Annotated in this window: 14 protein-coding genes; 7 read left to right on the top strand and 7 right to left on the bottom strand. The window is 74.6% G+C overall.

Going from position 1 to position 12,666, the window contains the following annotated elements:
• Positions 1-56: 56 nt before the first annotated feature.
• The 4 genes from DC432_RS01195 to DC432_RS01180 form a co-directional block, all read right to left on the bottom strand.
• Positions 57-1,115 carry a sulfate/molybdate ABC transporter ATP-binding protein gene (locus DC432_RS01195; RefSeq protein ID WP_116536408.1) on the bottom strand — a complete coding sequence of 353 codons (1,059 nt, stop codon included), beginning with the start codon at positions 1,113-1,115 and terminating at the stop codon, positions 57-59.
• Complete coding sequence (modB, locus tag DC432_RS01190; protein WP_116536330.1) at positions 1,112-1,888, bottom strand: molybdate ABC transporter permease subunit; 777 nt, start codon at positions 1,886-1,888, stop codon at positions 1,112-1,114. Before modB ends, DC432_RS01195 begins: the two co-directional genes overlap by 4 nt.
• Positions 1,885-2,646: a molybdate ABC transporter substrate-binding protein gene (modA, locus tag DC432_RS01185; protein ID WP_116536329.1), complete on the bottom strand. Its 762-nt coding sequence runs from the start codon at positions 2,644-2,646 to the stop codon at positions 1,885-1,887. The genes modB and modA overlap by 4 nt, the downstream gene beginning before the upstream one ends.
• Positions 2,647-2,758: 112 nt before the next feature.
• Complete coding sequence (locus DC432_RS01180; protein ID WP_116536328.1) at positions 2,759-3,151, bottom strand: TOBE domain-containing protein; 393 nt, start codon at positions 3,149-3,151, stop codon at positions 2,759-2,761.
• A gap of 88 nt (positions 3,152-3,239) precedes the next feature.
• On the opposite strand from DC432_RS01180, the gene moaA reads away from it, so the two are divergent.
• Genes moaA through DC432_RS01155 form a run of 5 tightly spaced genes read left to right on the top strand, consistent with a single transcriptional unit; the run spans position 3,240 to position 7,123 of the window.
• Positions 3,240-4,409, top strand: a complete 1,170-nt coding sequence (gene moaA, locus DC432_RS01175) for a GTP 3',8-cyclase MoaA (RefSeq protein ID WP_116536327.1) — start codon at positions 3,240-3,242, stop codon at positions 4,407-4,409.
• On the top strand, positions 4,406-5,182 hold the full coding sequence (locus tag DC432_RS01170; protein WP_116536326.1) for a HesA/MoeB/ThiF family protein: 777 nt from the start codon (positions 4,406-4,408) through the stop codon (positions 5,180-5,182). The genes moaA and DC432_RS01170 overlap by 4 nt, the downstream gene beginning before the upstream one ends.
• Positions 5,179-6,402 (top strand): molybdopterin molybdotransferase MoeA, encoded by a 1,224-nt coding sequence (locus DC432_RS01165; protein ID WP_116536325.1) that lies wholly within the window; start codon positions 5,179-5,181, stop codon positions 6,400-6,402. The genes DC432_RS01170 and DC432_RS01165 overlap by 4 nt, the downstream gene beginning before the upstream one ends.
• Complete coding sequence (gene moaC / locus DC432_RS01160) at positions 6,399-6,890, top strand: cyclic pyranopterin monophosphate synthase MoaC (protein WP_116536324.1); 492 nt, start codon at positions 6,399-6,401, stop codon at positions 6,888-6,890. Before DC432_RS01165 ends, moaC begins: the two co-directional genes overlap by 4 nt.
• Positions 6,887-7,123: a MoaD/ThiS family protein gene (locus DC432_RS01155; RefSeq protein WP_116536323.1), complete on the top strand. Its 237-nt coding sequence runs from the start codon at positions 6,887-6,889 to the stop codon at positions 7,121-7,123. Before moaC ends, DC432_RS01155 begins: the two co-directional genes overlap by 4 nt.
• A gap of 514 nt (positions 7,124-7,637) precedes the next feature.
• On the opposite strand, the gene DC432_RS01150 is transcribed toward DC432_RS01155, so the two are convergent.
• The 3 genes from DC432_RS01150 to DC432_RS01140 form a co-directional block, all read right to left on the bottom strand.
• Complete coding sequence (locus DC432_RS01150; protein ID WP_108320487.1) at positions 7,638-8,066, bottom strand: molybdenum cofactor biosynthesis protein MoaE; 429 nt, start codon at positions 8,064-8,066, stop codon at positions 7,638-7,640.
• Positions 8,063-8,575, bottom strand: coding sequence for a MogA/MoaB family molybdenum cofactor biosynthesis protein (locus DC432_RS01145; RefSeq protein WP_116536407.1), 513 nt, complete (start codon positions 8,573-8,575; stop codon positions 8,063-8,065). Before DC432_RS01145 ends, DC432_RS01150 begins: the two co-directional genes overlap by 4 nt.
• Positions 8,576-8,665: 90 nt before the next feature.
• Positions 8,666-10,279, bottom strand: coding sequence for an SDR family oxidoreductase (locus DC432_RS01140; RefSeq protein WP_116536322.1), 1,614 nt, complete (start codon positions 10,277-10,279; stop codon positions 8,666-8,668).
• A gap of 78 nt (positions 10,280-10,357) precedes the next feature.
• Here DC432_RS01140 and DC432_RS01135 point away from each other — a divergent pair, with 78 nt between their 5' ends.
• Positions 10,358-10,987: a response regulator gene (locus DC432_RS01135; protein ID WP_116536321.1), complete on the top strand. Its 630-nt coding sequence runs from the start codon at positions 10,358-10,360 to the stop codon at positions 10,985-10,987.
• Positions 10,984-12,663, top strand: a complete 1,680-nt coding sequence (locus DC432_RS01130; protein WP_116536320.1) for a hypothetical protein — start codon at positions 10,984-10,986, stop codon at positions 12,661-12,663. The genes DC432_RS01135 and DC432_RS01130 overlap by 4 nt, the downstream gene beginning before the upstream one ends.
• Positions 12,664-12,666 lie beyond the last annotated feature (3 nt).

The raw sequence follows: 12,666 nt of genomic DNA, 5'->3' as shown, positions 1-12,666 counted from the left end.
CGCGTCCGGGTGTTCTGGACACTCGATGCCCCGGGGGGGGGGGGGCGCGGGGCGGGTCAGGATGCCGCGACGAAGCGCACGCGATCCGGCGGGACCGACAGGTGCACCACGTCGCCGGCGCGCAACGCCGCGGCCTCGACCGGCGACACCTCGGCGACGGCGACGTCCGTGACCACGCGCACCCCGGCCGGGGTGGGCTCGAGGTGCGACACCGTCGCCGGCGCCCCTCGCCCGAGGCGCACGTCGACCGCGCGGAAGACCGCGGCCAGCGTCCGGCCGTCCGCCGCCGCGAGCGCGCGAGAGGTCGCATCGGCGGACTCCAGGCGCAGGCCCAAGCGCTCCCACCCGCCGTCGCGCGTCGCACCCACGATCCGCTCGAGACCGGCGATCTTCGCCGCCACCTCGGTCGCCGGCGCCGACAGCACCTCGCGGACCGCGCCCGCCTGCGTCACGCGCCCGCGCTCGACGATTAGCAGACGGTCGGCGAGAGCGGCGGCATCGACCGCGTCGTGAGTCACGGCGACCGTCGTCACCCCCGCCAGCCGTTCGCGCAGCATCGCCCGGATCTCGGATGCCGTGACCGCGTCGAGGGCGACGAGGGGCTCGTCCAGCAGCACGACCCGCGGCTCCGCGGCGAGCGCCCGCGCGACCGCGACGCGCTGCTGCTCCCCGCCCGACAGCTGCGCGGGCCGGCGGTCCCCCGTGCCCGGGAGCCCCACGCGCGCGAGCCATTCGTCGGCGGCGGAACGGGCGACGGATGCCGGGACCCCGGCCGCCCGCGGGCCGAAGGCGACGTTCTCGCGCGCGCTCAGGTGCGGGAACAGCCGCGCCTGCTGTCCCAGCAGCACGACGCCCCGGTGCATCGGCGCCGTCCGCCGGCGCGGCGCGCGATCGAGAAGGCGCCCGCCGACCGAGATCTCGCCCCCGTCGAGCGGCGTCAGGCCCGCGAGAGCGTCGAGCAGCGTCGATTTGCCCGCTCCGCTGCGGCCCATCACGGCGACGGTCTCACCGGCGGCCACGTCGAGCGAGACATCGACGGCGAAGTCCCGACGACGGACCACCACGTGGGCGCGCAGGTCGGCGGGCGCCGGCTCCGCGGCATCCGGGGCCGTCATCGCCCCACCCCCGGACGCCACCCGCGCACGAGCAGCAGCACCGCGATCGCCGTCACGAGCAGCAGCAGCGCCAGCGCCACGGCGGTGCCCTGCGACACCCCGGCCCCGTTGAAGGCCGTGTAGATCGCGAGCGGCATGGTCTGCGTGACCCCCGGGCGGTTGCCGGCGAACAGCGCCGTCGCCCCGAACTCCCCGATCGCTCGCGCGAAGCACAGCACGACCCCCGCGACAATCCCGGGGGCCGCGAGCGGCAGGGTCACGCGGCGCAGGATCGTGGCGCGCGAGGCGCCGAGCGAGGCCGCGGTGCGCTCGAGGGCGACGCCCGTGCTGCGCAGGGCTCCTTCGACGGCGAGCACCAGGAACGGCAGCGCGACGAAGACCTGCGCCAGCACGACCGCCGGGGTCGTGAACGGCAGGCCGAGCCCCGCGAGAGGCCCGCTGCGCCCGAACAGGTAGAGCAGGGCGACGCCCCCGACCATCGGCGGCAGCACGAGCGGCACCGTCACCAGGGCGCGCAGCACCGCCGCGGTCCGGTCGGCGCTGCGGGCGATCAGGAGGGCGAGCGGGATGCCGATCACCGCGCAGACCACGGTGGCCACCGCCCCGGTTCCCAGCGACAGCCCGAGCGCCGACAGCGCCGCGGGTGAGGTGACGTCGCTCAGCAGCGTCGTCCACTGCACCCGCGCGACGAGCGCCGTCAGAGGCACGAGCAGGAAGAGCAGTCCGATCCCCGCCGGAACGATGAGCCAGCGCGGGATGAAGCCGCCGGTCACGGGGCGCGGAAGCCGGCGTCGGCGAGGATCCGCTGCCCGGCGTCCGAGAAGACGAACTCCACGAACGCCGCCGCCGCCCGCGGGTTCGGGGCATCGGAGAGCGAGGCGATCGGGTAGCGGTTGATCACGGCATCCGCTCCCGCCGGCACGATCGCCTCGACGTCGCCGCGGCCGACCACGTCGGTGGCGTAGACGAGTCCCGCGTCGGCCTCGCCCGCGGCGACCTTGGTGAGGACGGCGGTGACGTTCTGTTCGGAGCTGGCGGCGGTGACGGCGACCCCGGCGTTCGACAGCAGCGTCTGCGACGCGGCCCCGCACGGCACCTCGGGTGCGCACAGGACCGTCGTGACGCGGGCGAGGTCGGCGAGGGTCTCGACTCCTGCGGGGTTCCCCGTCGGCACGGCGATCACGAGCGTGTTGCCCGCGAAGACCTGCGGCTCGGGGGCCTGATCGACGACCTTGGCCATGTTCTTCTCGTCGGCCGAGGCGAAGACGTCGGCGGGGGCGCCCTCGGCGATCTGGGTCGCGAGGGTGCTCGACCCGTCGTACACGGGACTGACCGTCACGCCGGGGTGGGCGGCTTCGAACGCCCGGGCGATCTCGTCGAACGAGCGCTGCAGCGACGCCGCGGCGTACACCTCGACCGTGCCCGAGAGGGCATCGCCGGATGCCGCGGGCTCGGCGGACTGAGCGGCGCAGCCCGCGAGAGCGGCGAGGGTCGCGATCGCGAGGGCGGCGGTGCGCAGAGGGCGACGCATGAGGGGTCCTTCCGGCGGCACCGGGCGGCCCGCGGCATCCATTCTTCCGCATCTGCGCCCCGTAGGGCGAGATAAGACCGCATCCGCGTTCTCAACCGTCAGCGCGAACCCGTCAGCGCGGCGTCTCGACCGTCACCACGGTCGCCTTCACCGAGGCGACGGCCAGCGACCCGGGCTCGAGGCCGAGTTCTTCCGCGGCCTCGGCCGACATCAGCGACACCACGCGGTGGGGCCCGCACTGCAGATCGACCTGCGCCATCACCCCGTCGACGCGCACGCTCGTGACGATCCCCACGAAGCGGTTGCGAGCGCTCGAGGCGATCCCGGTGGGATCGGCCGGCTCGTCGGCGAGCGCCACGGCCCGCTCGGCCAGAGCCGCGCCGGGGATCTCGACCGGCGTCGCCCCCGTCGTCGGCAGCAGTCCCTGTTCGATCCAGCGCCGGACGGTGTCGTCGCTGACGCCGAGAAGACCCGCGGCCTGGGCGATCCGGAAGGTGGTGGCCATGGATCGACGCTACCGCCCGGGTGTTCTCAGGCCGAGCGCACAGCCCCGAGGCCGCCCCGCCCCGTCATGACCGAACTAGGCTCGACCCATGACCACCGAGCACGCGAGCGCGACGCGAGGGCCGGTGGCCGCGGCGCTCGGCGCCACCGTGACGGCATCCGGGGCGACGGCCCTCCCCTCAACCGGGGCACCGGCATCCCGCACCACCACCCGACCCGCGAACGACGCCCCCCGCGAGGGCGGCCTGCAGGACCGCTTCGGTCGCGTCGCCACCGATCTGCGCGTCTCGGTGATCGACAAATGCAACCTGCGCTGCACGTACTGCATGCCGGCGGACGGGATGCCGTGGCTGCCGACCTCGCAGCTGATGAGCGCCGACGAGATCCGCCGCATCGTGCGGGTCGCCGTGCACTCCCTCGGCGCCGAAGAGCTGCGCATCACCGGCGGCGAGCCGCTCGTGCGCAAGGACCTCGAGCACATCATCGCCGGGATCCGCGCCGACAACCCCGACCTGCCGATCTCGATGACGACCAACGCCGTCGGGCTCGACAAACGAGCGCAGCCCCTCAGGGACGCGGGTCTCACCCGCCTGAACGTGTCGCTGGACACCCTGCATCCCGAGACGTTCGCCGAATTGACGCGCCGACCGCACCTCGACAAGGTGCTCGCGGGCCTCGAGGCCGCGCGCGCGGCGGGCCTGGGCCCGATCAAGATCAACGCCGTGCTGCTGCGCGGCATCAACGACACCGAGATCGTCTCGCTCGTCGACTGGGCCGTCACGCACGGCTTCGAGATGCGCTTCATCGAGGACATGCCGCTCGACGGCGACCGGTCGTGGACCGAGGGGGCCGTCATCCCGGCGCGCGACATCCGCGCCGAGATCGAGACGGCGTTCTCGCTCGCCCCCGACCCGCGCGGCCGCGGGGCCGCCCCCGCGGAGCGCTGGGAGGTGCGCCGCCCCGGCGAGACCGCCGTCGCCGGTCACGTCGGCATCATCTCGTCGGTGACCGAGCCGTTCTGCGCCGCGTGCACGCGCACCCGTGTGACCGCCGACGGGCGCATCCGCTCGTGCCTGTTCTCGCACGAAGAGACCGACCTGCTCACGGCCCTGCGCGACGGAGCCGACGACGAGGGTCTCGCGCAGATCTGGCGGGATGCCATGTGGGTCAAGCCCCGCGCCCACGGCTCCGACCGGGTGGGACTCGCCCGCGCCGACTTCGTCCAGCCGCAGCGCACGATGAGCGCGATCGGCGGATGAGACCGCTCGTCGAGCCGGTGGCATCCCTCGCCCCCGAAGAACTCATCCGCACGGCTCGTCATGCCGTCCTCGCCGCGATCGGCGAAGAGGGCCAGCGCCGCCTCGCCGCCGCGCGCATCGCGGTGATCGGCGCCGGAGGACTCGGCTCCCCCGTGCTGCTCGCCCTCGCCGCCGCCGGAGTGGGCGAGCTCGTCGTCGTCGACGACGACGTGGTCGAGCGCACCAACCTGCAGCGTCAGCTGGCGCACCGGGTCGACGACATCGGCACGGCGAAGACCGCCTCGGCGGCGCGCGCCGTCCGCGACCTCTCGCCCCTCACCGTCGTGCACGAGCGCACGCTCCGCCTGACCGCCGACAACGCCGTCGACCTGCTCGACGGCGCCCACCTCGTCATCGACGGCAGCGACACCTTCGACACCCGCGAGGCCGTCGCCGCCGCGGCGGAGCACCTCGGCATCCCCCTCGTCTGGGGGGCCGTGCAGGAATGGGCGGCGCAGGTCACCGTGTTCTGGTCGGCGCCGCCCGAGGGGCACGCGCCGGTCGTGCTGGGCGACCTGTTCCCCCCGGGATCGGCGGGCGAACCCCCCACCTGCGCGCAGGTCGGGGTGCTCGGATCGCTGTGCGTCCAGGTGGGCGGACTGCTCGCGACCGAGGCGATCAAACTCGTCACCGGCGCGGGGGAACCCCTGCTCGGACGCCTGGTCGTCGTCGACGCGCTGCGCGCCCGACAGGATGTCATCCCGCTGATCCCCTCCGGAAGGACCCCCGCGTGAGCGAGCTGCTGACCGTCGAGGAGCACCGCGCCCGCGTGCTCGACGCCGTGACGCCCCTGCCCGTCGAGACCGTGCGGCTCGCGGACGCGGCCGGGCGCACCCTCGCCGCCCCCGTGCGCGCCGCGCACGACCTGCCCGGCTTCGACAACTCCTCGATGGACGGGTTCGCGGTGCGCCTCGCCGACGTCGAAGGCGCGGATGCCGAGAACCCGGTCGCCCTGCGCGTCGTCGCCGATCTGCCGGCCGGCTCGTCCGACGACCCGTCGTTCGGCGCGGGCGAGGCGGTGCGCATCATGACGGGCGCGCCCGTCCCCACCCACGCCGACGCAATCGTCCCGTTCGAGGACACCGCCGGAGGCCTCGCCGACTCGCTCGGCACCGTCGAGGTGCGGCGTGCGCCCGCGGCATCCGGGGCCTTCATCCGCCGACGCGGCGGCGACACCCGCACCGGCGACGTCGTGCTGACCCCCGGCGAGCGCCTGGGGCCGTTCGCCGTGGCCGCCGCCGCCGCCGCGGGCGTGGCCGACGTCGAGGTGCGCCGACGCCCCCGGGTCGCCGTCGTGTCGACCGGCAGCGAGCTCGTACCGCCGGGCGTCGCGCCGGGGCGCGGACAGACCCCCGACTCGAACTCGACGCTGCTCGCGGCGTTGGTCGCCGACGCCGACGCCGACGTGACCGTCGTCTCGTCGCTGCGGGACGACGCGGACGCGATCCACGCCCTGCTCGCGCACGCGGCCGACGTCGACGTCATCGTCTTCAGCGGAGGCGTGAGCGCCGGGGCCTACGAACCCGTGCGGCAGGCCCTGTCGGAGCGCATCTCGTTCGTCAAGGTCGCCATGCAGCCCGGAAAACCCCAGGCCTTCGGCGCACTCGACGACGGCCGGCTCGTCTTCGGCCTGCCCGGCAACCCCGTCAGCGTCGCGGTGTCGTTCGAGGTGTTCGTGCGGCCCGCGTTGCTGGCGCTGCAGGGGCGCGCGGTCATCGATCGACGCATCGCCCGCCTCACGGCATCCGAGGACTGGACGACGCCGCCCGGCCGCCGCCAGTACCTCCCCGCCGCGATCGACCTGGTCGCGGGCACCGTCCGCCCCGCCACCGCCGGAGGCTCGGGCTCTCACCTGGCCGCCTCGCTCGCGCGGGCCGAGGCCTTCGCCGTGATTCCCGCCGACGTGTCCACGGTGTCCGCCGGAGACCCGCTCGATGTCATGCTGATTCCATGACCTTCACCCACCTGGATGCCGCGGGCCACGCCCGCATGGTCGACGTCACCCTCAAGCAGCCCACCGTCCGCACCGCCACCGCGCGGGGTTTCGTGCGCTGCGCGCCCGAGGTGGTCGCGGCCCTGCGCGACGGCACCGCCCCCAAGGGCGACGTGCTCGCCGTGTCGCGGATCGCCGGCATCCAGGCCGCCAAGGCCACGCCCGCCCTGCTTCCGCTCGCGCACGTGATCGGCGTGCACCGGGCCTCGGTCGACCTCGAGATCACCGAAGACGGCGTCGAGATCGAAGCGACCGTCGGCACCGCCGACCGCACCGGCGTCGAGATGGAGGCGCTGACGAGCGTGTCGGTCGCGGCGCTGGCGATCGTCGACATGGTGAAGGGCATGGACAAGGGCACCTTCATCGAGAACGTGCGGATCGTGTCGAAGACCGGCGGCAAATCCGGCGACTGGGCGCGCCCGGGCGAGGCCGAGGGCGTGTCCGCGTGAGCGTCCGCGTCCGCTACTTCGCCGCCGCCGCCGAGGCCGCCGGGACGGATGCCGAGGACCGCGCCGAGACGACGCTGACGGCGCTGCGCGCGGGGATGGTCCGCGACCACGTCGCGCTCGGCGGCATCCTGGACCGTTGCGCGGTGCTCGTGGACGGCACGCGCCGCGACGACGACGCCGCGCTCGACGCCGTCGCGCACGTCGACGTGCTGCCGCCCTTCGCCGGCGGCTGAGCCGGGCCGCGGCGCGCCGGGGCGCGGCGGGCGCCGGGTGGCGCGCGAAACTCGGACGAACGCACCCAACTCGGACGATTCCCGGCGGAACGTCCGACTTTCGCGCGATTCTCCGAGTTTGACTCCAGCCGCCGAACTGCGAGCCCGGCCTGCACCCGCGGGCCGGCACGCGGCGCGGCCCCGCGGGGCCGTCACACGTCGCGCGAAACTCGGACGAACGCACCGAACTCGGACGATTCCCCGCGAAACATCCGACTTTTGCGCGATTCTCCGAGCTTCGCGCCAGCCGCCGAGCTGCCGGTGCGACGCGAGCCCGCCGGCCCGGGGCGCGACGCGAACCCGCGGGGCCGGCGCGGCGCGCGAAACTCGGACGAACGCACCCAACTCGGACGATCCCCCGCGAAAGATCCGACTTCCGCGCGATTCTCCGAGGTACGCGCGCAGGCGTCTCCGCGTTCCGGGGACGGCTCGGCCGCGCAAGCGAGCGCAGCCCCCACTGCGCACGAGGTGGGAGCTAGCCCCCGAGGCCCTTCCACTCCGTCGTGCCGTCGGCCTCGACCTGCCGCTTCCACACAGGCAGGTCGGTCTTGATCGTCTCGATGACCGTGCGGCACACCTCGAACGCCGCTGCGCGGTGACCGGATGCCACGGCGATGACCACCGCCGCCTCGCCCACGCCCAGGCGTCCGACGCGATGGCTGACCGCGACGATCGCGTCGGTGCCGGCGGCGGCGTCCGCTGCGATGCGGTGCAGGGTCTGCTCGGCGTCGGGGTGAGCGCTGTACTCGAGGGCGACCACGGCGTCGGCGGCGTCGGGATCGGTGTCGCGCACGCGACCGACGAAGGTGGTGACGGCGCCCGAGGAGGACTCCTCGACGGCGTCGAGGTGCGCGTCGAGGTCGAGGGGCTGATCGGACAGGCGGGCGATGCGGACGGCGCTCATGCGTGGTCTCCTCCGGCGAGCTGGTCGAGGATGTGCGGGGCGAGTTCCGCGAGGACGGAGATCCCGGATGCCACGGCCCTCGTCGATCCGGGGAGGTTGACCACGAGGGTGCCCGGGTCGACGATGCCCGCGAGACCGCGGGAGATGACGGCCAGGGGCGTGTCGGCGAGGCCACGGCGGCGGAGTTCCTCAGCAATCCCGGGCAGCGCGCGGTCGAGGACGCGGGCGGTGCCCTCGGGTGTGCGGTCGGTGGGCGCGATGCCCGTGCCCCCGGTGGTCACGACGAGACCCGGCCCCTCGGCGACGAGCGCGCGCAGTGCCCTCTCGACGCTGTCGGCACCGTCGGGCACGATCACCGGGTCGGCGCAGTCGAAACCGGCTTCGCGCAGCAGCGAGACTGCGAGCGGCCCACCCCGATCCTCGCGCAGGCCGGCGGCGGAGCGGTCGGAAACGGTCAGGACGCGGGCGCGAGGGGGCACGCGGATCAGCCTAGGCCGCTCCGGCCGCATGCGGTCCCGCGACGGCGTGGCGCACACGAGAAGTCGCACTCCCGCCCGCCGCGCGACGAGAGATCCGCCCGTCGCCCGCGCCGGCAGCTGTCACGCCGACGGCGCCGCGGTCGTCTCGACCTCGGCGATCTCGGGCGCGATACGCCCCGCCTTCGCCTTCGGCTCGAGATCGTCGCGCTGCACGTGCTCGGCCGCGGCCGTGATGCGCCGCGCCATGCCGCTGAAGATGAGGCCGTGGAAGGGCAGCACCGACAACCAGTACAGGCGCCCAGCCAGACCCGTGGGGAAGAACAGCGCGCGCTGGTCGAAGCGGGCGCCCGTGCCCTCGGGGGTTGCGCGAAGTTCGAGCCATGCGCCGCCCGGCACCTTCATCTCGGCGCGCAGGCGCAGCAGGTGGCCCGGCTCGATCGCCTCGACCCGCCAGAAGTCCAGCGCGTCGCCGACCGTGACCACCGAGCGGCTGCGGCGGCCTCGGGCGAGGCCCACCCCGCCGACGAGGCGGTCCATCCACCCGCGGATCGCCCAGAGCAGGGGCGAGGAGTACCAGCCGTTCTCGCCGCCGATGCCCTCGATGACCGACCACAGCTGCGCGGAGCTGGCCGTGGTGGTCATGGTGCGGATGTCGGTGTACACCAGGCGCCCGGCCCACTCGGGGTCGCTGGGCAGGGGGTCGCTCGGCGCACCCGAGACCTCGGCGTCCTGCCAGCTCGTCTCGATGTCGTCGTCGTTCACGCGTCCCAGGGCCCGTCGTACGGCCTCGCGGTAGGGCATCAGCCCGCCCTCGGGTCGCGGGACGAGATCGTCGATCGCGCGGTCCTTGACGACGCAGTCGTTCTGCAGCGACTCGACGAGGGGCCGGGCGATCGCCTTCGGAATGGGCGTGACGAGGTTGACCCAGTGCGACGCCAGGCGGGGCGTGAGGACGGGCAGCGAGGCGATCGCCCGCTGCGGCAGCCCGGCCTGCAGGGCATAGCCGTTCATCATCTGGCCGTAGCGCAGGACGTCGGGACCGCCGATGTCGACCGCGCGGTTGACGTTGGGGGCCACGCGCGCGGCGCCCAACAGATAGTGCAGCACGTCGCGCACGGCGATCGGCTGGATGTGGTTGCGCACCCACTTGGGCGCGGGCATGTACGGGAGCACGTCGGTGAGGTGACGGACCATCTCGAACGACGCCGAGCCCGAGCCGATCACGACACCGGCTTGCAGCACCAGGGTGGGTACGCCGCTGCGCAACAGGATCTCGCCGACCTCGACGCGCGAGCGCAGGTGGGCCGAGAGGGTCGCGTCGTCGGGGTGCAGTCCGCCGAGGTACACGATGCGAGAAACGGATGCCGCCGAGGCGGCGTCGGCGACGGTCTGGGCGGCGACGCGGTCGGTCGCCTCGAAGTCGCGCGCGCTGCCCATCGAGTGGATCAGGTAGTAGAGCACGTCGACGCCGTCGACGGCGGCGCGTACCGCCGCGCGATCGGTCGCATCGCCCGTCGCGACCTCGACATCTTCGCCCCAGGGGAACGCGCCGACGCGGCGCGGATCGCGCGCGAGGACGCGCACCCGGTACCCCGCCGACAGCAGGCGCGGAACGAGTCGGCCACCCAGGTAGCCGGTGGCCCCCAGAACGAGGGCGAGAGGAGCCGACCCGTCGGGTCGGGGCTGCGCGACCAGCGCGGGTTCGCGGCCGGTGGGGGCGGAGAGCTCGGTCATGGCCACACGGTACGCCGGGGCTCCGACATCGCCCAGGGCTTGACGGATCGCGGGGGTGCGCGACGATAAAGTGAGCGCGTGCAGACCGCGTGGGTGAGACGCGTGCTCGTCGTCGAGGACCAGCCGGCCATGCGTGCGCTGCTGTGCGACATGCTCGCCCACCGCGGGTTCGAGGCCACGGGGGTCGCCGATGCGGCCGGGGCCGTGGACGCTTTCTCGCGCACCGATCCCGACGTCCTGCTGACCGACATCGACCTGGGTTCGCGTCCGTCGGGCGTCGAGCTGGCGGTGATGCTGACCGGCCTCGCCCCGCACCTGGCCGTGGTGTTCCTGAGCAGCTTCCCCGGCGCGGCCACCGGTGGACCCGCGGGCGCCGTCTTCCTCTCGAAGCTCGACGTGACCTCGGCCGACGTCGTGGTGCGGGCCCTCGAGACCGCCCTGGCCGATTCCTCGCCCGATGCGGTGTCCCCGTCGCCGCGCGCCTCGCCGCTGGCGGTGCTCACCCGGCAGCAGGTCGAGATCCTGGCCCTCGTCGCGCGCGGGTGGACCAATGCGCAGATCGCCGCCGATCGCGGAACCGGCGTCCGGGCGGTGGAGCGGGCGGTGAGCCGCATGTTCGAGCGGCTGGGGCTGGCATCCGATCCGTCCACGAACGCGCGGGTGCGGGCGAGTGCGCTGTACATGGCGGAGTTCGGCTCCGTGTCATGAGGGGTCTCGTCGGCGTCGTCACGAGCGGACGGTTCGTCACCCGGTACACCTTCGCGGTGATCCTGCTCGTGTCGGTCGTCGTTCTGGCGCCCACTCCCGTCCCGCTGCACCCCGGCCAGCGCCTCGTCGTCTCGATCGCGACCGCGGGCCTGTCCGCGCTCGTCTGGGCCGTGGTCGCGGTCGCCGAGCGAGCGACGACCCGCCCCGCCGTGCGCGGTGCGATCGTCCTGATCGCGCTGCTCGCGTGGGCCGTCTCGCGGCCGTCGATGCAGGATGCCGTTTCTCTCGCCCTCGGGCTGCCCGCCCCAGCCCCGGGAGCCGAGGTGCTGCGCGCGGCGACCAACGTGCTCGTCTGGGCGATCGCGCTCGCCGGTACGGCGGTCCTGGTGGATGCCGCGCGCACCGCCCGATCCACCAACGCCCTCCTCCGCTCGGTGCGCGACGACCTGCGCGCGAGCACCGAGCGCGCACGCCTGTTCGCGGCCGAGGCCGCGGCCGCCGTCCAGGCCGCGGCCGCGCTGGTGCGCGCTCCCGTCGAGGCGGATGCCGACGCCGTCCGGGCCCGCGCCGCCGCCGTGCGCGCGCGTGCTCACGACCTGCCGGCGCTATCCCTGGCGAAACCCCGCGTCCCGATCGCGGCGCCCGCGTCGCGACGCGCGCCGATGCTGACGCGCCTTCCGGCGACGGGGACGGTGAGCGCGACGTACGCGCTGGCGGTGCTGCCGTTCGCGGTGCGGACGGTGGATGCGGTCGCCGTGGCGACGGGCATCGCCCTCACCCTGCTGGTGGGCTCGGCCGCCGAGGCCCTGCCGCGCCTCGGGCGGGCCCGGCGGTCCCCGCGGCGACGGACGCGACGGTACGCGTGGTCGGCCGTTCTGGCAGGGCTGTTCCTGACGGCGCTCGCGAGCGCGCAGGGCGTGGCATGGCCCACGGCAGCCGTTCCCGCGCTGGCCTTCCCGGCCCTGGCCTGGGCGATGACGAGATGGCGCACCGGCGCGCGCGCCGTCGCCGTCGAGCGCCGTCGACTGTCCACCGCGATCACGGCCCTGACGCGGTCGGACGACCGCGGCACCCGCGGCTCGCGAGCCGGTCTGAGGGCTGCGGCCGAGGTGCTGCACCGCGACGTGCAGAGCGCCCTCGTGCTGTGGGCCCTGCGGCATCCCGATCCCCGCCCCTCGGACACGGCCGCGCTGTCGCCGGTGCTGGCGTCGCTCGCCGACGACGTCGAGCGCGCCTTCGCCGCACCGCCCACCGCCGCGGACGCCCCCGCGCTGGACGCCCTCGTGGCCACGTGGGGACACGCCCTGCGGATCGACACCCGGTTCGATGCCGAGGCCCGCGCTCTGCTCGACGCCGACGCGGCCCTCGCCGGCGAGGCGGTCGAGGTCGTCGCCGAGGGGCTGCTGAACGCCGCGAAGCACGCCCGCCGCCGCGAAGCGGTCGTGACCGCCCGCGTGGTCCGGACCGGCGGCGGCCCCCGGCTGCGCGTGGAGGTCGAGACGCCCGGCACGCTCGCTCCCGGTGCGGCGCTGCGACGCGATGCGTGGGTGGGACGTCTGGGGGGACGACTGACGGCCGACGCCGACACGGTGCGTCTGACCGCCGATCTGACCCCCGGCGCGCCGATTGTCGTGTCGACCGAACATCGCGACGGGACCCGGATGCCGCGGGCGTAGCCT

Source organism: Microbacterium testaceum (assembly GCF_003075375.1).
GTDB lineage: Bacteria > Actinomycetota > Actinomycetes > Actinomycetales > Microbacteriaceae > Microbacterium > Microbacterium testaceum_E.
Note: the sequence above shows the minus strand (reverse complement) of the source record. Positions and strands in the feature narration are given on the sequence as shown.

What these genes read in the sequence shown, in the direction of transcription:
- DC432_RS01195 (WP_116536408.1), bottom strand. Translation starts at nt 1,115, where the DNA reads ATGACGGCCCCGGATGCCGCGGAGCCGGCGCCCGCCGACCTGCGCGCC.
- modA (WP_116536329.1), bottom strand. Translation starts at nt 2,646, where the DNA reads ATGCGTCGCCCTCTGCGCACCGCCGCCCTCGCGATCGCGACCCTCGCC.
- DC432_RS01180 (WP_116536328.1), bottom strand. Translation starts at nt 3,151, where the DNA reads ATGGCCACCACCTTCCGGATCGCCCAGGCCGCGGGTCTTCTCGGCGTC.
- moaA (WP_116536327.1), top strand. Translation starts at nt 3,240, where the DNA reads ATGACCACCGAGCACGCGAGCGCGACGCGAGGGCCGGTGGCCGCGGCG.
- DC432_RS01170 (WP_116536326.1), top strand. Translation starts at nt 4,406, where the DNA reads ATGAGACCGCTCGTCGAGCCGGTGGCATCCCTCGCCCCCGAAGAACTC.
- moaC (WP_116536324.1), top strand. Translation starts at nt 6,399, where the DNA reads ATGACCTTCACCCACCTGGATGCCGCGGGCCACGCCCGCATGGTCGAC.
- DC432_RS01150 (WP_108320487.1), bottom strand. Translation starts at nt 8,066, where the DNA reads ATGAGCGCCGTCCGCATCGCCCGCCTGTCCGATCAGCCCCTCGACCTC.
- DC432_RS01145 (WP_116536407.1), bottom strand. Translation starts at nt 8,575, where the DNA reads ATGCGGCCGGAGCGGCCTAGGCTGATCCGCGTGCCCCCTCGCGCCCGC.
- DC432_RS01140 (WP_116536322.1), bottom strand. Translation starts at nt 10,279, where the DNA reads ATGACCGAGCTCTCCGCCCCCACCGGCCGCGAACCCGCGCTGGTCGCG.
- DC432_RS01130 (WP_116536320.1), top strand. Translation starts at nt 10,984, where the DNA reads ATGAGGGGTCTCGTCGGCGTCGTCACGAGCGGACGGTTCGTCACCCGG.